This is a genomic window from Trinickia sp. (assembly GCF_051961175.1).
GTDB lineage: Bacteria > Pseudomonadota > Gammaproteobacteria > Burkholderiales > Burkholderiaceae > Trinickia.
Genome location: NZ_JBQCDN010000395.1, coordinates 23,316 through 37,756 on the forward strand (window position 1 = coordinate 23,316; position 14,441 = coordinate 37,756).

Genomic DNA, 14,441 nt, shown 5'->3' on the forward strand with positions numbered 1-14,441 from the left:
CTGTATCGATGCTGGGCCGATAGTGGATCAGGCGATGGGCGCACCGCCTCGCGCACGTCGCCTTGGAAACGCACGCGCGACACGCCCACGCCCCGTAAAGATCAATCTTCGTCCCGCCAGGCCGTGGAGCGGCGAATGACGAGTTCCCCCGGCAGCATCGCTTCGCGAGCCGGCTCGATCCCGCCCTCGATGCGCTCGTGCAAGAACTCCACGGCACGATAACCGATCGAGTAGGTGGGCTGGCGGATCGCCGTGACGCCGATCAATTCCGCCCATTCGGAATCGTCGATGACCATCAACGCCGCGCGTTCTTGCCACCGCGAGCCGTACCGGGCATGCAGATGCAGCGCGAGCGACAGCGCGACGGGCCCGTTGGCCGCGAAGTATGCCACACGCCGCCCGCCCCGCCCGGCCGCCGCTTCCAGGTGTGCGTCAAGCGCCTCGTGCGTCTGTGCAACGGCTTGCTCATCGCCCAGATCGAGGACGACCGTTTCACCCTGCAGCGGTGGCGCGCCGTCACTGCGCGTGCGCTGGGCTTGTTCGAGCGCCGCGTGAAACGCGGCCTCGCGCAGGCGCCGTGAACTGATGCGCTCGTACGGCTGCACGACGAAACGAATATCGTCGAATCCCTGGTCGAGCAGATGCCGCATGCCGAGCGCCACCGCCTCGCCGTTGTCGAGTCCGACCATATCGGCTGCGAGCCCTTCGATCGAACGGTCGACGAGCACGGCGGGCGTGCCACCCTCGCCCACCGGCCGCAGCATCTCTTCCTCCACGCCCAGCGCGTTGACGATGACCCCTTCGACGCGGTAGGTCGTCATCAATTGCAAATAGCGCCGTTCCATCTCCACTTCGTTGGCCGCGTTGCACACGAGCGGCATCAAACCGAGCGCGTGGCAGGCGGCTTCGACGCCGCGCAGCACGCCGACAGTGTACGGGTTCGTGATGTCGGCGACGAGCAGCCCGACCAGCCGATTGCGTCCGCGCTTCAGACCGCGCGCCATCTGATTCGGCCGGTAGTCGAGCCGCTTGATCGCCGCTTCAATGCGCAAGCGCAAGTCCGACGACAAGACATTCGTCTCGCCGTTCAGGTAACGCGACACGCTCGTTTTGCCAGTGCCGGCCTCGCGCGCGACGTCGCTGATCGTGGCGCGGCGAGCCATGCCCACGGGCACGATGCTCATTGTTCGGCGACGCGCGGCGCGCGCGTATCGAAAGAAGCGAGAATCAAGGGAGATCTCCTCGTCAAAGGCGAATACACGGCAGGGCCGCCGCTTCGCCGCATATAGACAAAAGCGCGCCGGGGCGCGCTTTGCCGATCGTTCGGTGGCGGCATCATAGCGCAGCACCGCACGCTGCACCACCCGTCCGGGGGCACAGCGCTCTGCCGCATCAATCAAACGGCCAGCACCTCGGGGTTCGCGATGTTGCGCGACAGGCGCCCGGCAAGCGCATCGATAAGGTTCCGGGCGGCGCAGGCCGCCATTGCATGGCGTGTCTCATGGGTGGCCGAACCGATATGCGGCAGGGCCACGACGTTGCGCATGGCCAGTAACGGAGAATCGGCCATCAACGGTTCGTGCTCGAACACGTCGAGGCCCGCGCCCGCGAGGGTGCCGTCGGCAAGCGCGGCGATCAGCGCGGCTTCGTCGACGATCGCCCCGCGCGAAGCGTTAATCAGGATCGCGCTGCGTTTCATCGAACGCAATTGCGCGGCGCCGATCATGTGCCGCGTTTGCGGCGTCAGCGGCACTTGCAGACACACGAAATCCGATTGCGCCAGCAGTTCGCTGAGCTCCACGCGCGTCGCACCGTACGTGCGTTCGGCCGTCTCGTTCGCATGCCGGTTCGTATACAGCACACGCATGCCAAAGCCGAGCGCCGCGCGCCGGGCGAGCGCCCCGCCAATGCGCCCCAGCCCGACAATCCCGATCGTCTTGCCGTGCACATCGACGCCATAGTGCTCCGGACCGATGCTCCCCTGCCATGCCCCCGCCTTGACCCACTCGGCGAGTTCGACGACACGCCGCGCCGTCGACAGCACCAGTGCGAACACCGTATCCGCCGTGGATTCCGTCAGGACGTCGGGCGTATGCGCGAGAACGATGCCGCGGCGGGTCAAATCGGCCAGATCGAAGTTGTCCACGCCCACGGAGATCGTCGAAATCGCCTTGAGCCGCGGCGCCCGGGCAATCATCTCCGGCGTGATCTTGACGCTTGCGCCGATTGCACCATCGGCATGGACAAGGGCATCGCCAAGGGCGACGCTGAATGCTTCGCGAGCCTGGCCGGGAGCGGGTTCGCATACGACGACTTGCGCATGCCGGCGCAAATCATCGAGCACGTCTTGCGGCAATGGCTTGTAGACGACGATCACGGGCTGCATTCGATTCACTTTCCCTGAGCGTGCGCACGCGCACCAAGCAGCGCCTCGCCGGCCGGCTGCGCTTTGACCGCGAGCGTCAGCAGAACCGCCGCCACGAGCGCGGCGCTCATGAAGGCATACGAAGCCGCCGGCGAACCCGTCGTGCCGTTCAGGTAACCGACGACATAAGAGCCGACGAACGAGCCGAGCGCGCCCATGCTGTTGATGAGCGCCATCGCCCCGCCGGCCACGTTTTTCGGCAGCAACTCGGGGACGATGGCGAAGAATGGCCCGTACGGCGCGTACATGGCGGCGCCCGCCACGACGAGCAACGCGTAGGACCACCAAAAGTGCGTCGAGCCGAGCGCATAGGACGCGGCGAACGCGGCGGCTCCGACCAGCAGGAACGGCCAGACGAAGGCCTTGCGGAGATCGAGTTTGTCGGAGGCCCAGGACGCGGCGAGCATGGCGATCGTGGCCATCAGATACGGCAGCGCCGAGAGCCAGCCCGTCGCGACCATGCCGAGGGTCGACCCGTTCTTCAGGATGGAAGGCAGCCACAGCACGAAGCCGTACACGCCGATGCTCCAGCAAAAATACTGCGCGCACAGCTTGATGACTGCGGGCGAACGGAAGGCTTCGGCGTAGTTGCGCACGGGTTTGATCGCCGCTTGCTCGGCAGCCAGCGTGGCCGCGAGCGCGTGCTTGTCGTGATCCGCGAGCCACGTCACGTCGCTCGGCTTGTCACGCGCCATGAACCACCAGCACACGGCCCAGACGATCGCCGGCGCCCCTTCCGCCACGAACATCTCGCGCCAGCCGAATGCGTGCACGAGATAACCGGAGACGACCGACATCCAGAGCACCGTGACCGGATTCCCGAGAATCAGGAATGTATTCGCGCGCGATCGCTCGGCTTTCGTGACCCAATTGCTGATGAAGATCAGCATCGCCGGCATGACGGCAGCCTCGACCACGCCGAGCAGGAACCGCAACGCGATCAACCCTGTGACACTGCTGACGAGCCCGGTCAGCGCCGCGCAGCCGCCCCAGAGGACGAGGCTCACGCAGACGAGCCGTCGCACGCTGCGTCGTTCCGCATAGATGGCACCGGGGATCTGGAAGAAAAAGTAGCCGAGAAAAAAGAGCGCGCCGATCAGCGACGACAGCGCCGGGCTGATGCCAAGATCCTTGTTGATACCGGCGGCCGCGGCGAATCCGAAATTCGCACGGTCCAGATAAGCGAGGCTATAGGTGATGAAGACGATCGGCATGATCGTCCACCACCGGCGAGGCGCAATCGTTGCGGGCATCGTTGTCTCCTCCATGTAGTGCATGGTTTGCATGTCGAATGGCCGCGCGATCCTACACGGTCATCGCTTCCATCCTGTCCAATTCCGCGCGTCCGGGCAGTCCCTCCGAATCGCCGATCACCTGAATCGCCAAAGCGCCGATGCGGTTGCCGCGCGCGACGGCGGTTCGCAAGTCGCGCCCTTCGAGCAACGCACTGACAACGCCAACGGCAAATCCATCGCCGGCGCCCACTGTATCGACGACATGCTCCACCGGCTGCGCCGCCACGTAGCCCGACTCGTCGGCCGTTTGGAAATAGGCCCCCTGCGCGCCCAGCTTGACCACCACGCCGCGGGCGCCCGCATCGAGGTAAAACCGGGCGATGTCTTCGGGCGTATCGTAGCCCGTCAGCGCCAAACCTTCACCGAGCCCGGGCAGGACCCAATCGGACAGCGCAGCCAGTGCATTGAGCGTTGCCGCCATCGCCTCGCGCGAGGGCCATAGCGTCGGACGCAGATTCGGGTCGAACGAAATCGTCTTGCCCGCGGCACGCATCGATTCGGCAAGCCGAAAAGCCAAATCCCGGGATGAGCCCGAGATCGCGGGTGCTACGCCCGTCAAGTGCAGATGACGCGCGGCGCTCACATACGCTTGATCGTAATCGTCGACCGACAGATGGCTCGCGGCCGATCCTTTGCGGAAATACTCGACGCTCGGATCGCGCCCGCCGGTTTCCTTCGACTTCAGCTGAAAGCCGGTCGGATAGCGGCTATCGACGCTGACGTGGCTCGCGTCGATCCGTTCGCTCGTCAGGGTATCGAGCACGTAACGCCCGAACGCGTCCGCGCCGACCCGGCTGATATAGCCCACGCCAAAGCCGAGCCGCGACAAACCAATCGCCACGTTCAGATCCGCGCCAGCGATGCGTTTCGTGAAATGGTCGACTGTGGCGAGCGGGCCCGGCTCGTCGGCGACGAATAGCGCCATGGCCTCACCGTAGGTCAAAACGTCGAGCGGGAAAGACATCAATGACTCCTTGCCTTGTTAACATCGAAACGCGCAACACGCTCGTCTTTCGTCACGAACGCGCGCCGGATTTATACCGAAGCCAGCCAGGCGACCGCACGGCGCGCATCGGCTTCCGGCGCCGCCTCGTCCAGCGGAAACTCGATGCCGCGCGGCGCGCGGCGCGGCAGCTTATGGAGGACGGCTTGGAACGCGGCATCGTCGCACGCGGGCGCGACCGGAAACCGTCTCTCCCCTTCGCCTTCGGACGATTTGCAGTGTACGTATTCGACGTGAGCCGCCAGGGCATCGGCCGCCTCGAGCGGCGCCTGCCCCGCCCACGCCCAATTGCCGATATCGAAGGTCATGCCGAGCGCATTGGCCTCGCCTTCCCGCTCGAGCGCCGCAAAGAGGGCGACGAACTGTGCAATCGTGCCGCCTCGTTCCCGTTGACCGTTTTCGACGACGAGCCGCGCCTGACGGCCGGCCCCCAGACGAGCAATCATGGCCGCGTACGCGTTCCCTGCAAACCCGCCCAACTGCAGCTTGACCCATCGCGCCCCCAGCACATCGGCCTCGGCAAACGCGAGGGCGAGCGCCGTCGAGTTAAGCGTGCCGTCGTCGCGATAGAGCTCGACCGGCGTCGAATAGACCGCCCACATACCACGCGCGGCCACGGCGACGCCGAGCGCATGCAGCGCCTCGAAGGAGGCCTCGGCCTCGTGCGTGAACAATTCGCGCCGGATTTCGAAGCCGGCCGCCCCCGCATTCGCGGCCGTATCGACCCAACGCGCATGGCCGCGTTGACGTACGGCCTGCGCGCCGAATGCGCTCGCCACCATCGCGATCTGCGGTGTGTCCAAGGGTGTCGTATTTGACATGGATGGAACCGGTTCCAAATTATCATCAAAAAATCGAGCGGCGGCTCGACGAGCGTGATCTTGCGCTCGTCGTCAAGCATCACGCCATCATGGAAATCCCTAGGGCCTGTTCACGCTCTTCTGTTCGTCGTTTTGCCGGCGTTCGCTCGCTCAGCCGGACTTACACGACGACCTCAGCTTCGCCCGTGCATAGCGCCAGGAAACCCGACGTGACACGCGAGGGCGCACCTTCATGCGGCACCAGAATCGAGAAATGACGGGTCAACGCCATCGGCGCGATCGACAATTGCGCGAGCGCCCCGTCTTCATGGCGCATCGCCATTGCAGAAACGAACCCGACGCCCATGCCAGCCCTGACGGCTTCCTTCACGCCCTCGACGCCCGCCACGGCCAATGCCACCTGCATGTTGACGCCGGCTGCGTCGAACGACTGTTCGAGGAACTGCCGCACCCCCGACCCCTCTTCGCGTATGACGAGCGGGTAAGCCGCCACCTCGGCCAGCGTCGGGGCGGCGCCCCGCTGCGACGCGCACGCGCTCAACGGATGGCCGCGCGGCACGATCGCGACGATTTCGTCCTCGCGCCAGACGCGCACGCCGGTGCCTTCAGGCAAATCCGCGCCGATCGGCCCTTCGATCATGGCGATATCGAGCGACGGCAGCGACGCCACGATTTCTCCGGTATTGCCGCCGGCGGTTTGAACGTCGACTTCGGGGTATCGGCGTTGAAAGTCAGCGATGAGGTATGGCAGCAAATAGCTCGCGATCGTCGTGCTTGCGGCGATCCGCAGCGTGCCGCGCGCCACTCCGCGTAGCGCATCGCGATAGGCATGCGCCTGCCGGAAGGTGTCGCGCAGCTTGACGGCGTATTCGGCGAGCTGGGCCCCGCTGGGCGTCAGCCGAATGCCCCGGCCATCGCGCCGGTAAAGCGGTTCGCCGAACTCATCCTGCAACTGGCGCAGTTGCCCCGAGACAGCGGGCTGCGACAAATGCAGGGCGTCGGCCGCGCGGCTGATGTTCAAGCGCTCCGCGACAGCGGCGAACGTTATCAGTTGATCGGCAGTCATCTTGAAAGAAATATCGGATCAGCCGATATATTACGTCACAAATGACGATTTCTCATAAGCTTATATGTCACTTAGGATTAGGCCATCAAAACCCTGCCCAAAGAGGCACCCGAGATGTCCCATACGTCTACTTTGTCCACGCCCTCGCAGCGAGTTTCCCATGGCCAGCTCAACGGCATCTTGTTCGTGGGGCTGTTCGCGGCGGCCGTTACGCGGCTCGCCGCTTTGCCCGCCATCGCGGGGCTCGGGATCAGCCCGCTGATCGTCGGCATCGTGGCCGGCGCCCTCTACGGCAATACGCTGCGTGCCGGCCTGCCGGCTCACTGGGCTGCCGGTGTCAACTTTTCCGCGCGCAAGCTGCTGCGCATCGCCGTGGCATTTTTCGGGCTGCGCGTGAGCTTGCAGGAAATCGCGCAGGTCGGCCTGCCCGGGCTGACGGTGTCCGTGCTCGTTGTGATCAGCACACTGCTGCTCGGCACTTGGCTCGGCATGAAGGTCATGAAGCTCGATCGCGACACCGCCATTCTTAATGCGGCCGGCAGCGCGATTTGCGGCGCCGCCGCCGTGCTCGCCTTCGAATCGACGCTGCAATCCAAGCCGGAAAAGAGCGCCGTCGCCGTAGGCAGCGTCGTGCTGTTCGGCACGTTGTCGATGTTCCTCTACCCACTCATGTACCACGCCGGCTGGCTGCACCTCGACACGCTCGGCGCCGGCTTGTTCTTCGGCGGTACGATTCACGAAGTGGCCCAGGTGGTAGGCGCCGCCAGCAACGTCAGCCCTGAAGCCACGCACATCGCAACGATCGGCAACATGACGCGCGTCATGCTGCTCGTGCCCGTGCTGCTCGCGCTCGGCCTTTGGCTCGCGCGCCAGGCTCGCCGCGATGCGGGCCGCAGAGCGGGTCCGGCCCATGCCCCGCGCAAGCTGGCGGTGCCATGGTTTGCGCTGGGATTCCTGGCTTGCGTGCTCGCGAATTCGCTGCACGTCCTGCCGGGCATGGCGACACAAGCCTTGAATGCGGTCGATACGTTTGCGCTGACCATGGCGATGACGGCGCTCGGCATCGAAACGCACATCGCGCAGGTGCGCAAGGCCGGCCCGCGTGCATTGGCGACGGGTTTCATTCTGTATGTGTGGCTTATCGCCGGCGGCTTGGCCATCACGTGGGGTGTCCAGCGCGTTTTCGCTTGAATCGCCGCTCGAACTTTGCGAGCGCCGGGCCTCAGGCATGGCGCGTGCCGTCCCTCTTTCGTTGCCGCTCCCTCGTTCGGGAGCGATCATTGAGGCGCGGCACGCGCCGCTTTTGGGAGAAGCAGATGCCTTATGAACTCTATTACTGGGACGGCTTGCAAGGCCGAGGGGAATTCGTCCGGCTCGCGCTGGAGCAGGCGCAGGCGCCCTACGTCGACATCGCGCGTGGCGGCGATGACGAAGGCCAGGGCGAATCGGCGATCACGGCGCTCATGAACAGCAAGACCGCCCCATTCATACCGTTCGCCCCGCCCTTCCTCAAGGACGGCGAATTGATCGTCTCGCAAACGGCCAACATCCTGCTGTACCTCGGGCCCAAACTCGGCCTCGCACCCAAAGGCGATCAGGCCTACATCGTACACAGCCTGCAACTGACGATCGCCGACATGGTGACCGAGGCGCACGACACGCATCACCCGATTGCGACCGGTCAGTACTACGAAGACCAAACCGCCCCGGCAAAAGCGCGCGCGACCGATTTTCTCAGGCATCGCTTGCCGAAGTTCATGCGCTACTTCGAACGGGTGCTCGCGCAAAACCCCGATGGGGAGCGTCACCTCGCGGGCGATTCGCTCACCTATGCCGATTTGTCGATGTTCCAGCTGATCGAGGGGCTCCGCTACGCCTTCCCGCGGGCGACCGCGCGCTTCGCGCTGAACTACCCGCGCCTGACGGCCCTGCGCGATGCCGTCGCGGCGCTGCCGAACATCGCCGCCTATCTGGCTTCAGAACGCCGTTTGCCGTTCAACGAAAGCGGCATTTTCCGGCATTACCCGGAACTCGACATGACCGGACACTGAACGTTGCCGCGACAGAATCCCACTACGTTATGGATCGAGACGACCGGGGCGCTTGCCGGCCCCTGGCCGATGCTATCCTTGCGCTCGCCCCAAAATCATCGAACCCCGAGCTGACGGTTTCTCCGTGCTTTCATTCCTGCTTCGACTGCGCACACGCGCCCAATCGTTGTTTCGCCTCTCCGAGGCCCATACGATGCTCCTTTGGGCCGTCGTCGTCGGCGTGCTCGGCGCCTTCGCGACCGTGGCGTTCCGTCATGCGATCGATGCCTTTCAATGGGCCCTTTCCGGCCGCAGCGGCAGCTTCGTGGCGATGGCGCATGCGCTGCCTTGGACGGTGCGGCTTTGGCTCCCCGCCGCGGGCGGCCTCATTGCCGGCTACTTCTTGATCCTGGCGCGCCGCCGCGCCGATAAGCATGCGCATTCCGATTACATGGAAGCGATCGGTATCGGCGATGGGGTCGTCCCTTTCTGGGAAAGCGCCTGGCGCAGCGTGTCCTCGCTGTTTACGATCGGTTTCGGCGGTTCGATCGGCCGCGAGGGGCCGATGGTGCAGCTCGCCGCGCTGGCCGGCTCCATCGTCGGCCGCTGGGTCCACTTCGATCCGCCCCGGCTACGCCTGCTCGTCGCATGCGGGGCCGCGGCCGGGATCACGTCCGCCTATAGCGCGCCGATCGCCGGCGCGTTTTTCGTCACCGAGATCGTGCTCGGCTCGATCGCGATGGAAAACTTCGGGCCGCTACTGGTGTCCTCTGTGGTGGCCAACATCGTCATGCGCGAGTTTTCGGGCTATAAGCCGCCCTACGAGATGCCCGAATTTCCGGCTATCGCCGGCCCCGAGGTCCTGCTGTTCGTCGCGCTTGGGCTGCTGTGCGGCGCCGTGGCGCCGCAGTTCCTGCACCTGATCGAATCGTCGCGATCCCATTTCAAACGTCTGCCGCTGCCCTTGCCCATCCGGCTCGGGCTCGGCGGGCTCGTGGTCGGTATTGTCTCCGTGTGGGTGCCCGAGGTCTGGGGCAACGGCTACAGCGTCGTCAATTCGATCCTGCACTCGCCGTGGACCTGGACCGCGCTCGTCGTCGTGCTCGCGAGCAAGATCATCGCCACGGCGGCCACCGTGGGCTCCGGGGCTGTCGGCGGGGTGTTTACGCCCACACTGTTCGTCGGCGCGACGCTCGGGTCGCTGTTCGGTCTGGCCGTCCATGGCTGGTGGCCGCATGGCACTTCGGCGGCGTTCGCCTACGCGATGGTCGGCATGGGCGCGTTCCTCGCCGGCGCCACCCAGGCGCCGCTCATGGCGATCCTCATGATCTTCGAGATGACGCTCAGCTATCAGGTGGTCTTGCCGCTGATGTTGTCATGCGTCGTCGCGTATTTCGTCGCCCGCGCGATCAACAAGACGTCGATGTACGAGATCACGCTGCGCCGCCATGCCGACGAGCAGGAGCGCACGCGGCTGCGCGCGGCCCAGGTACGCGAGCTCGTCAAGCCGGCCGGAACGGTCGTCCGGCTCGACGCCAGCGTCCGGGACATGACCCGCGTTTTTCTCGAATACCCGGTGAAGTACCTGTATGTCACCGACGAGTCCGGGCATTTCCGCGGTGTCGTCGCGCTCAAGGACATCACCTCCGACTTACTGGATAAGCGCGACACGTCGAACCGCACCGCCGCCGACTACCTCCAGCCGGAATTTGCGGTGCTGACGCCCGATATGCCGATCGGCGTCGCCTTGCAGCGCTTCCTCGCGTTCCAGGGCGAACGGCTGCCCGTCGTGGCGAGCGCCGAAGCGCCGACCCTCGTCGGCGCCGTCTACAAAACCACCCTGCTCGACGCCTACCGTCGGATGAATCCCGCTATCTAGCGCGATCACAAAAGCCTCGCGGCCCGCGCTTGCTGCAATGGAAAAGCGCCACATATTTTCTACAATGAAAAGCAGGCCGCCGAGCCCGCCGCGCGCCGCCCCGAGGCGCGCCGAGCGCAGCCCTTTCGATCGTTGAGACGATCCGGAGCGAAGATGAGCGAACCGTCCCTCGACGCCGTGCGTCGCGACCACGCGGGTTGGATTTTCGTGCATATCGAAGGAGAACCGTACGATCGCGGCGAACAGCACGGTCAGTTGCTTGCCAACGAAATCAAGAACGCGATCCGCACCGCGAAGTATCTCGCGCGCTGGGACACGGGAGAAGAATTCGAGACGTTCGCGAAAGCGGCCGTCTCGCAATTCGCGTCGAAGCTCGACACGGAGTTCGCCGACGAAATCCAGGGGATCGCCGACGGCGCGAAGCTGAGTTTCGACGAAGTGCTCGCGTGGAACGGCTATATGGATTTGCTCCAAAGCTGGTGGCCCGCCCAGGCGGTGGCACGCGAGCCGCGGCTCGGGGAAAAACCTTGGGTGGCGCGGCGCGGCCATCCCTGCAGCGCATTTATCGCGACGGGCAGCGCCACGCATGACGGACGCATCGTCATGGCGCATAACTCATGGGATCGCTACCCCACCGGCGATGCCTTCAACGTTGTATTCGACATCGTGCCCGATTCCGGCCATCGGATTTTGATGCAAGGGTTACCGGGCTGTATTTCGAGTCTGACGGACTTCTGGCTGACGTCCGCCGGGCTCATGATCACCGAAACGACGATCTCGGATTTCGCCGGCTACAACAGCGCGGGCGCCCCCGAGTTCTACCGCTCGAGACGCGCCACCCAGTACGCCAACAGCATCGGCGACTGGTGCGAGATGTTTGCGCTATCGAACAATGGCGGCTACGCGAACAGCTGGTTGCTCGGCGATACCAAGACGGGAGAAATCGCGCGCTACGAGCTCGGATTGCATCGTTCGGCGTTCGAAAGCACGAAGGACGGCTTTTACAGCGGCTACAACACCGCGGCCGATGCCAGGATCCGAAGCGAAGAATGCGTGGGCGAAGGCGACGACAACGCCGATGTGCGCAAAAACGGTGCGCGCCGCCTGCGGTTCATGCAGTTGGCCGAGTTACACCACGGCAAGATCGATGTCGAAGTGGCCAAGCAGATGATCGCGGACCACCGCGATGTCTATCTCGACCGCGACGACCACCCTTGTTCGCGCACGATCTGCGGACACCTGGAACTCGACGATGCGCGCACGGGCGCTTCGGATCTCGGTCCGTTCAATCCGTGGGGCGCGCACGACGGCAAGGTCGTCGATAGCGAGATGGCGCGCGATCTCGCATTTTGGGCGCGTTGGGGCCATCCATGCGGCAAGCCCTTCGACGCCCAGGCGTTCATGAAACGCCATCCGCAGTGGAATTGGCTCAACGGTTATATGCGCGACCGGCCTTCGTGGCCATGGACGCGCTTCGAGGTGCTGCGTTAGGACCGCGACTTTCGCGCGGCCCAGGCACGAGGTGTGCTGGGAGGTGTATCGGCAAGCGTCGGCGATTCGCCGTTCGCGCCGAATGCATCGACGGCACGCCCTATCGAGAAGGAGGTCGAGCGATGAAAGTCTCGACACTGACAACCATGGCATTGCTCTCGGCTTCGTGCTTCGCGGCACCGATTCATACCGGCAAATTCGACAGCGCCACCGCGCACGCTGCCCTGGCGGCCGCGCGGGCCAACGCGGCTCCCGTCGCCCCGCCTGCCCCGGAAGTGATTGTGGACCCGGCGGTAAAGGCCGGACGCTGGCAGCGCATCAAGCTGCCCAAGCAGCACGAGCTGGCGAATCGCTTCGCCGCGCACGAACGGCAGGCGCGCACGTGAGCGCGCCCGGCAAAGCACGGCGTGAGCGGGCTGCCGGGGCACCGGCCAGCGAGGCTTCGTCAACGGCGCCCGATCTATCTTCGGTGCCCATGGAGGCGATCGACTTGCAGATCGCCGATGTGCTGCACGCGGTTCGCTATCCGGCCAACAAGGACCGGATCGTCGACGCCGCGCGCGACGCGGGTGCCAGCAACGAGCTGCTCGCCATTCTCGATGGCCTGCCCGAGCAGGATTACACGAACGTCGACGATGTGACGCGGTTCATCGGCAGCAACTACGGGCCGGGGCTTGGGTTATGAATGCCTCTTCCCGCGCAGCCGCCGCGCGTGCTGCGATCATCGGCCGAAAACCGCCTTCGAAAAAAAGCCGCCCAGGACGGCTTCGGCCAGATCGTCGGTAACGTGCTGTGGATCGCAGGCGCGAAACGCTTCAACGCCTTCGCATAGCGCAATGAGCCCGAGCGCCAACACCTCGGCCGGCATTTGCAACGGGGTGCCGACACGCTCCGAAAAGAGGCGGGCGTATTCCGTGAAGAAGATGTGCTTCTCTCTCGAGAACGCATTGAAGCGCGCCCGGAACTTTGCATCGCGCGTGGCCAGCAGTTTGGCCTCAGCCCACAGCAGATAGCAGTCGTTTTCACGAAAAAACTGGCTGTAGAACGCCAGCGCGCGGCCTTCCATCTCTTCGCGCGGCACCCCTTCCTGGATGATCGACTGCAAATCGACCTGCATCCGCTCGTGATCGCGCCGCAAGAGCTCCATCAACAGCTCCGGCTTACTTCGGAAGTTCGAATAGAACGCCCCTCGGGTATAGCCCGCGGCTTCGGCGATGTCTTCGACGCTCGCGGCCACGAAGCCCTTCTTCATGAAAATCGTCTGCGCAGCGTCAAGCAGACGCAGGCGCGTCTGCTCCTTGCTTTCTTCTCGAGTCAAGCGTTTGCGTTTCATGATGCGAAGTTTAGCACTCCTGTTCGCTTCGATCCGACTTTGCATTCAGATACAGATCTGTATTAGAATCCGCCCCTGTAGTTTTGACGAGGCTCGAGCGACGCACCCATCGCGTGCCGCGTGCCTTTGCCATGCAAGCCCGACACGCTTGCTCGGTTCGCCCTACTTCTTCTGCTTTTGGGGTCATTGTGATTCGTCCCGGTCTTGACGCGCCTGCTCAGGCGCGTGCGCAGTTCGGCGGTTTATTCCACTTCGTCTCCCGCCCGGCGATCCGCCGGTACGGCGCCGCCGCCGCCGTTTGTGGTGCCCTGACGCTCGCGGGATGCGGCAAACGCGCTCCCGAAGCGGCGCCGCCGCGGCCTGTTGTCGCGGTGGCGATCCACCCTGACGGCGTCCCGCCTCAAGCCAGCCTGCCGGGCGATATCGAAGCGCGCTACAGCACGCCGCTCTCGTTTCGCGTAGGCGGCAAAATCATCGAGCGCGACGTGCGGCTGGGCGATGTCGTCAAAGCCGGGCAAATCGTTGCGCGACTCGATCCGGCCGACTTGCAAAAGAGCCTGGCCAACGCGCAAGCTCAAGTGGAGAGTGCGCAGCACCGGCTCGTCTATGCGAAGCAGCAGCTCGATCGGGACAGCGCCCAAGCGAGCGAAAAGCTGATTGCGCCGTCCCAACTGGAGCAGACGCAGGATGCGTATGCCTCGGCCGCCGCGCAGCGCGACGCGGCGCAAGCGCAACTCGCGCTGGCGCGCAATCAACTCGATTACGCGGCGCTCATCGCCGACCATGCCGGCGTCATCACCGCCGAACAAGCCGATACCGGCCAAAATGTCAGCAGCGGACAAGCCGTCTATGGTCTCGCATGGTCGGGCGATGTGGATGTCGTCTGCGATGCCCCCGAAAGTGCGCTTGCGGCGTTGGCCGTCGGCGCCGTGGCCCATGTTTCGCTGCCCGCGCTGCCCGGTCAGCCATTCATCGCGCGCGTACGCGAGATCTCGCCGGCCGCCGATCAGCAGATGCGCACCTACCGCGTCAAGCTGAAGTTGGTCGCGCCGGACCCTCAGTTACGGCTCGGCATGTCGGCGCTAATCGCCTTCGACT

General features: G+C 64.7%; 14 protein-coding genes. 7 read left to right on the top strand and 7 right to left on the bottom strand.

The features are described from left to right. Positions 1 to 101: 101 nt before the first annotated feature. The 6 genes from ACTHL0_RS22585 to ACTHL0_RS22610 all read right to left on the bottom strand — a co-directional run bounded on the left by ACTHL0_RS22585 (position 102) and on the right by ACTHL0_RS22610 (position 6,610). Positions 102 to 1,184, bottom strand: a complete 1,083-nt coding sequence (locus tag ACTHL0_RS22585) for a LacI family DNA-binding transcriptional regulator (RefSeq protein ID WP_440569161.1) — start codon at positions 1,182 to 1,184, stop codon at positions 102 to 104. Positions 1,185 to 1,396: 212 nt separating this feature from the next. Beyond that, positions 1,397 to 2,386 (bottom strand): 2-hydroxyacid dehydrogenase, encoded by a 990-nt coding sequence (locus ACTHL0_RS22590; RefSeq protein WP_440569163.1) that lies wholly within the window; start codon positions 2,384 to 2,386, stop codon positions 1,397 to 1,399. A 5-nt stretch (positions 2,387 to 2,391) separates the two neighbouring features. After that, positions 2,392 to 3,678 (bottom strand): MFS transporter, encoded by a 1,287-nt coding sequence (locus ACTHL0_RS22595; RefSeq protein WP_440569165.1) that lies wholly within the window; start codon positions 3,676 to 3,678, stop codon positions 2,392 to 2,394. Between the two features lie 52 nt (positions 3,679 to 3,730). Next, positions 3,731 to 4,684 (bottom strand): sugar kinase, encoded by a 954-nt coding sequence (locus ACTHL0_RS22600; RefSeq protein ID WP_440569167.1) that lies wholly within the window; start codon positions 4,682 to 4,684, stop codon positions 3,731 to 3,733. Between the two features lie 71 nt (positions 4,685 to 4,755). Further along, complete coding sequence (locus ACTHL0_RS22605; RefSeq protein ID WP_440569168.1) at positions 4,756 to 5,544, bottom strand: sugar phosphate isomerase/epimerase family protein; 789 nt, start codon at positions 5,542 to 5,544, stop codon at positions 4,756 to 4,758. Between the two features lie 160 nt (positions 5,545 to 5,704). Then, positions 5,705 to 6,610 (bottom strand): LysR substrate-binding domain-containing protein, encoded by a 906-nt coding sequence (locus ACTHL0_RS22610; RefSeq protein WP_440569170.1) that lies wholly within the window; start codon positions 6,608 to 6,610, stop codon positions 5,705 to 5,707. A 114-nt stretch (positions 6,611 to 6,724) separates the two neighbouring features. On the opposite strand from ACTHL0_RS22610, the gene ACTHL0_RS22615 reads away from it, so the two are divergent. The 6 genes from ACTHL0_RS22615 to ACTHL0_RS22640 all read left to right on the top strand — a co-directional run bounded on the left by ACTHL0_RS22615 (position 6,725) and on the right by ACTHL0_RS22640 (position 12,695). Beyond that, positions 6,725 to 7,801, top strand: a complete 1,077-nt coding sequence (locus ACTHL0_RS22615) for a YeiH family protein (protein ID WP_440569172.1) — start codon at positions 6,725 to 6,727, stop codon at positions 7,799 to 7,801. Positions 7,802 to 7,926: 125 nt separating this feature from the next. Beyond that, positions 7,927 to 8,661 (top strand): glutathione S-transferase, encoded by a 735-nt coding sequence (locus ACTHL0_RS22620; protein ID WP_440569174.1) that lies wholly within the window; start codon positions 7,927 to 7,929, stop codon positions 8,659 to 8,661. 124 nt (positions 8,662 to 8,785) lie between these two features. Then, entirely contained in the window at positions 8,786 to 10,519 is a 1,734-nt protein-coding gene (locus ACTHL0_RS22625; RefSeq protein ID WP_440569176.1) for a ClcB-like voltage-gated chloride channel protein, read from the top strand. Positions 10,520 to 10,672: 153 nt separating this feature from the next. Then, positions 10,673 to 12,010, top strand: a complete 1,338-nt coding sequence (locus ACTHL0_RS22630) for a C45 family autoproteolytic acyltransferase/hydolase (protein ID WP_440569177.1) — start codon at positions 10,673 to 10,675, stop codon at positions 12,008 to 12,010. Between the two features lie 122 nt (positions 12,011 to 12,132). After that, positions 12,133 to 12,396: a hypothetical protein gene (locus tag ACTHL0_RS22635; protein ID WP_440569179.1), complete on the top strand. Its 264-nt coding sequence runs from the start codon at positions 12,133 to 12,135 to the stop codon at positions 12,394 to 12,396. A gap of 89 nt (positions 12,397 to 12,485) precedes the next feature. After that, entirely contained in the window at positions 12,486 to 12,695 is a 210-nt protein-coding gene (locus ACTHL0_RS22640) for a DUF2795 domain-containing protein (RefSeq protein WP_440569185.1), read from the top strand. A 36-nt stretch (positions 12,696 to 12,731) separates the two neighbouring features. Here ACTHL0_RS22640 and ACTHL0_RS22645 read toward each other — a convergent pair whose 3' ends face one another. Beyond that, positions 12,732 to 13,343, bottom strand: coding sequence for a TetR/AcrR family transcriptional regulator (locus tag ACTHL0_RS22645; RefSeq protein WP_440569181.1), 612 nt, complete (start codon positions 13,341 to 13,343; stop codon positions 12,732 to 12,734). Between the two features lie 269 nt (positions 13,344 to 13,612). Here ACTHL0_RS22645 and ACTHL0_RS22650 point away from each other — a divergent pair. Next, a partial coding sequence (locus ACTHL0_RS22650; RefSeq protein ID WP_440569187.1) for an efflux RND transporter periplasmic adaptor subunit occupies positions 13,613 to 14,441 on the top strand: 829 nt, incomplete at its 3' end.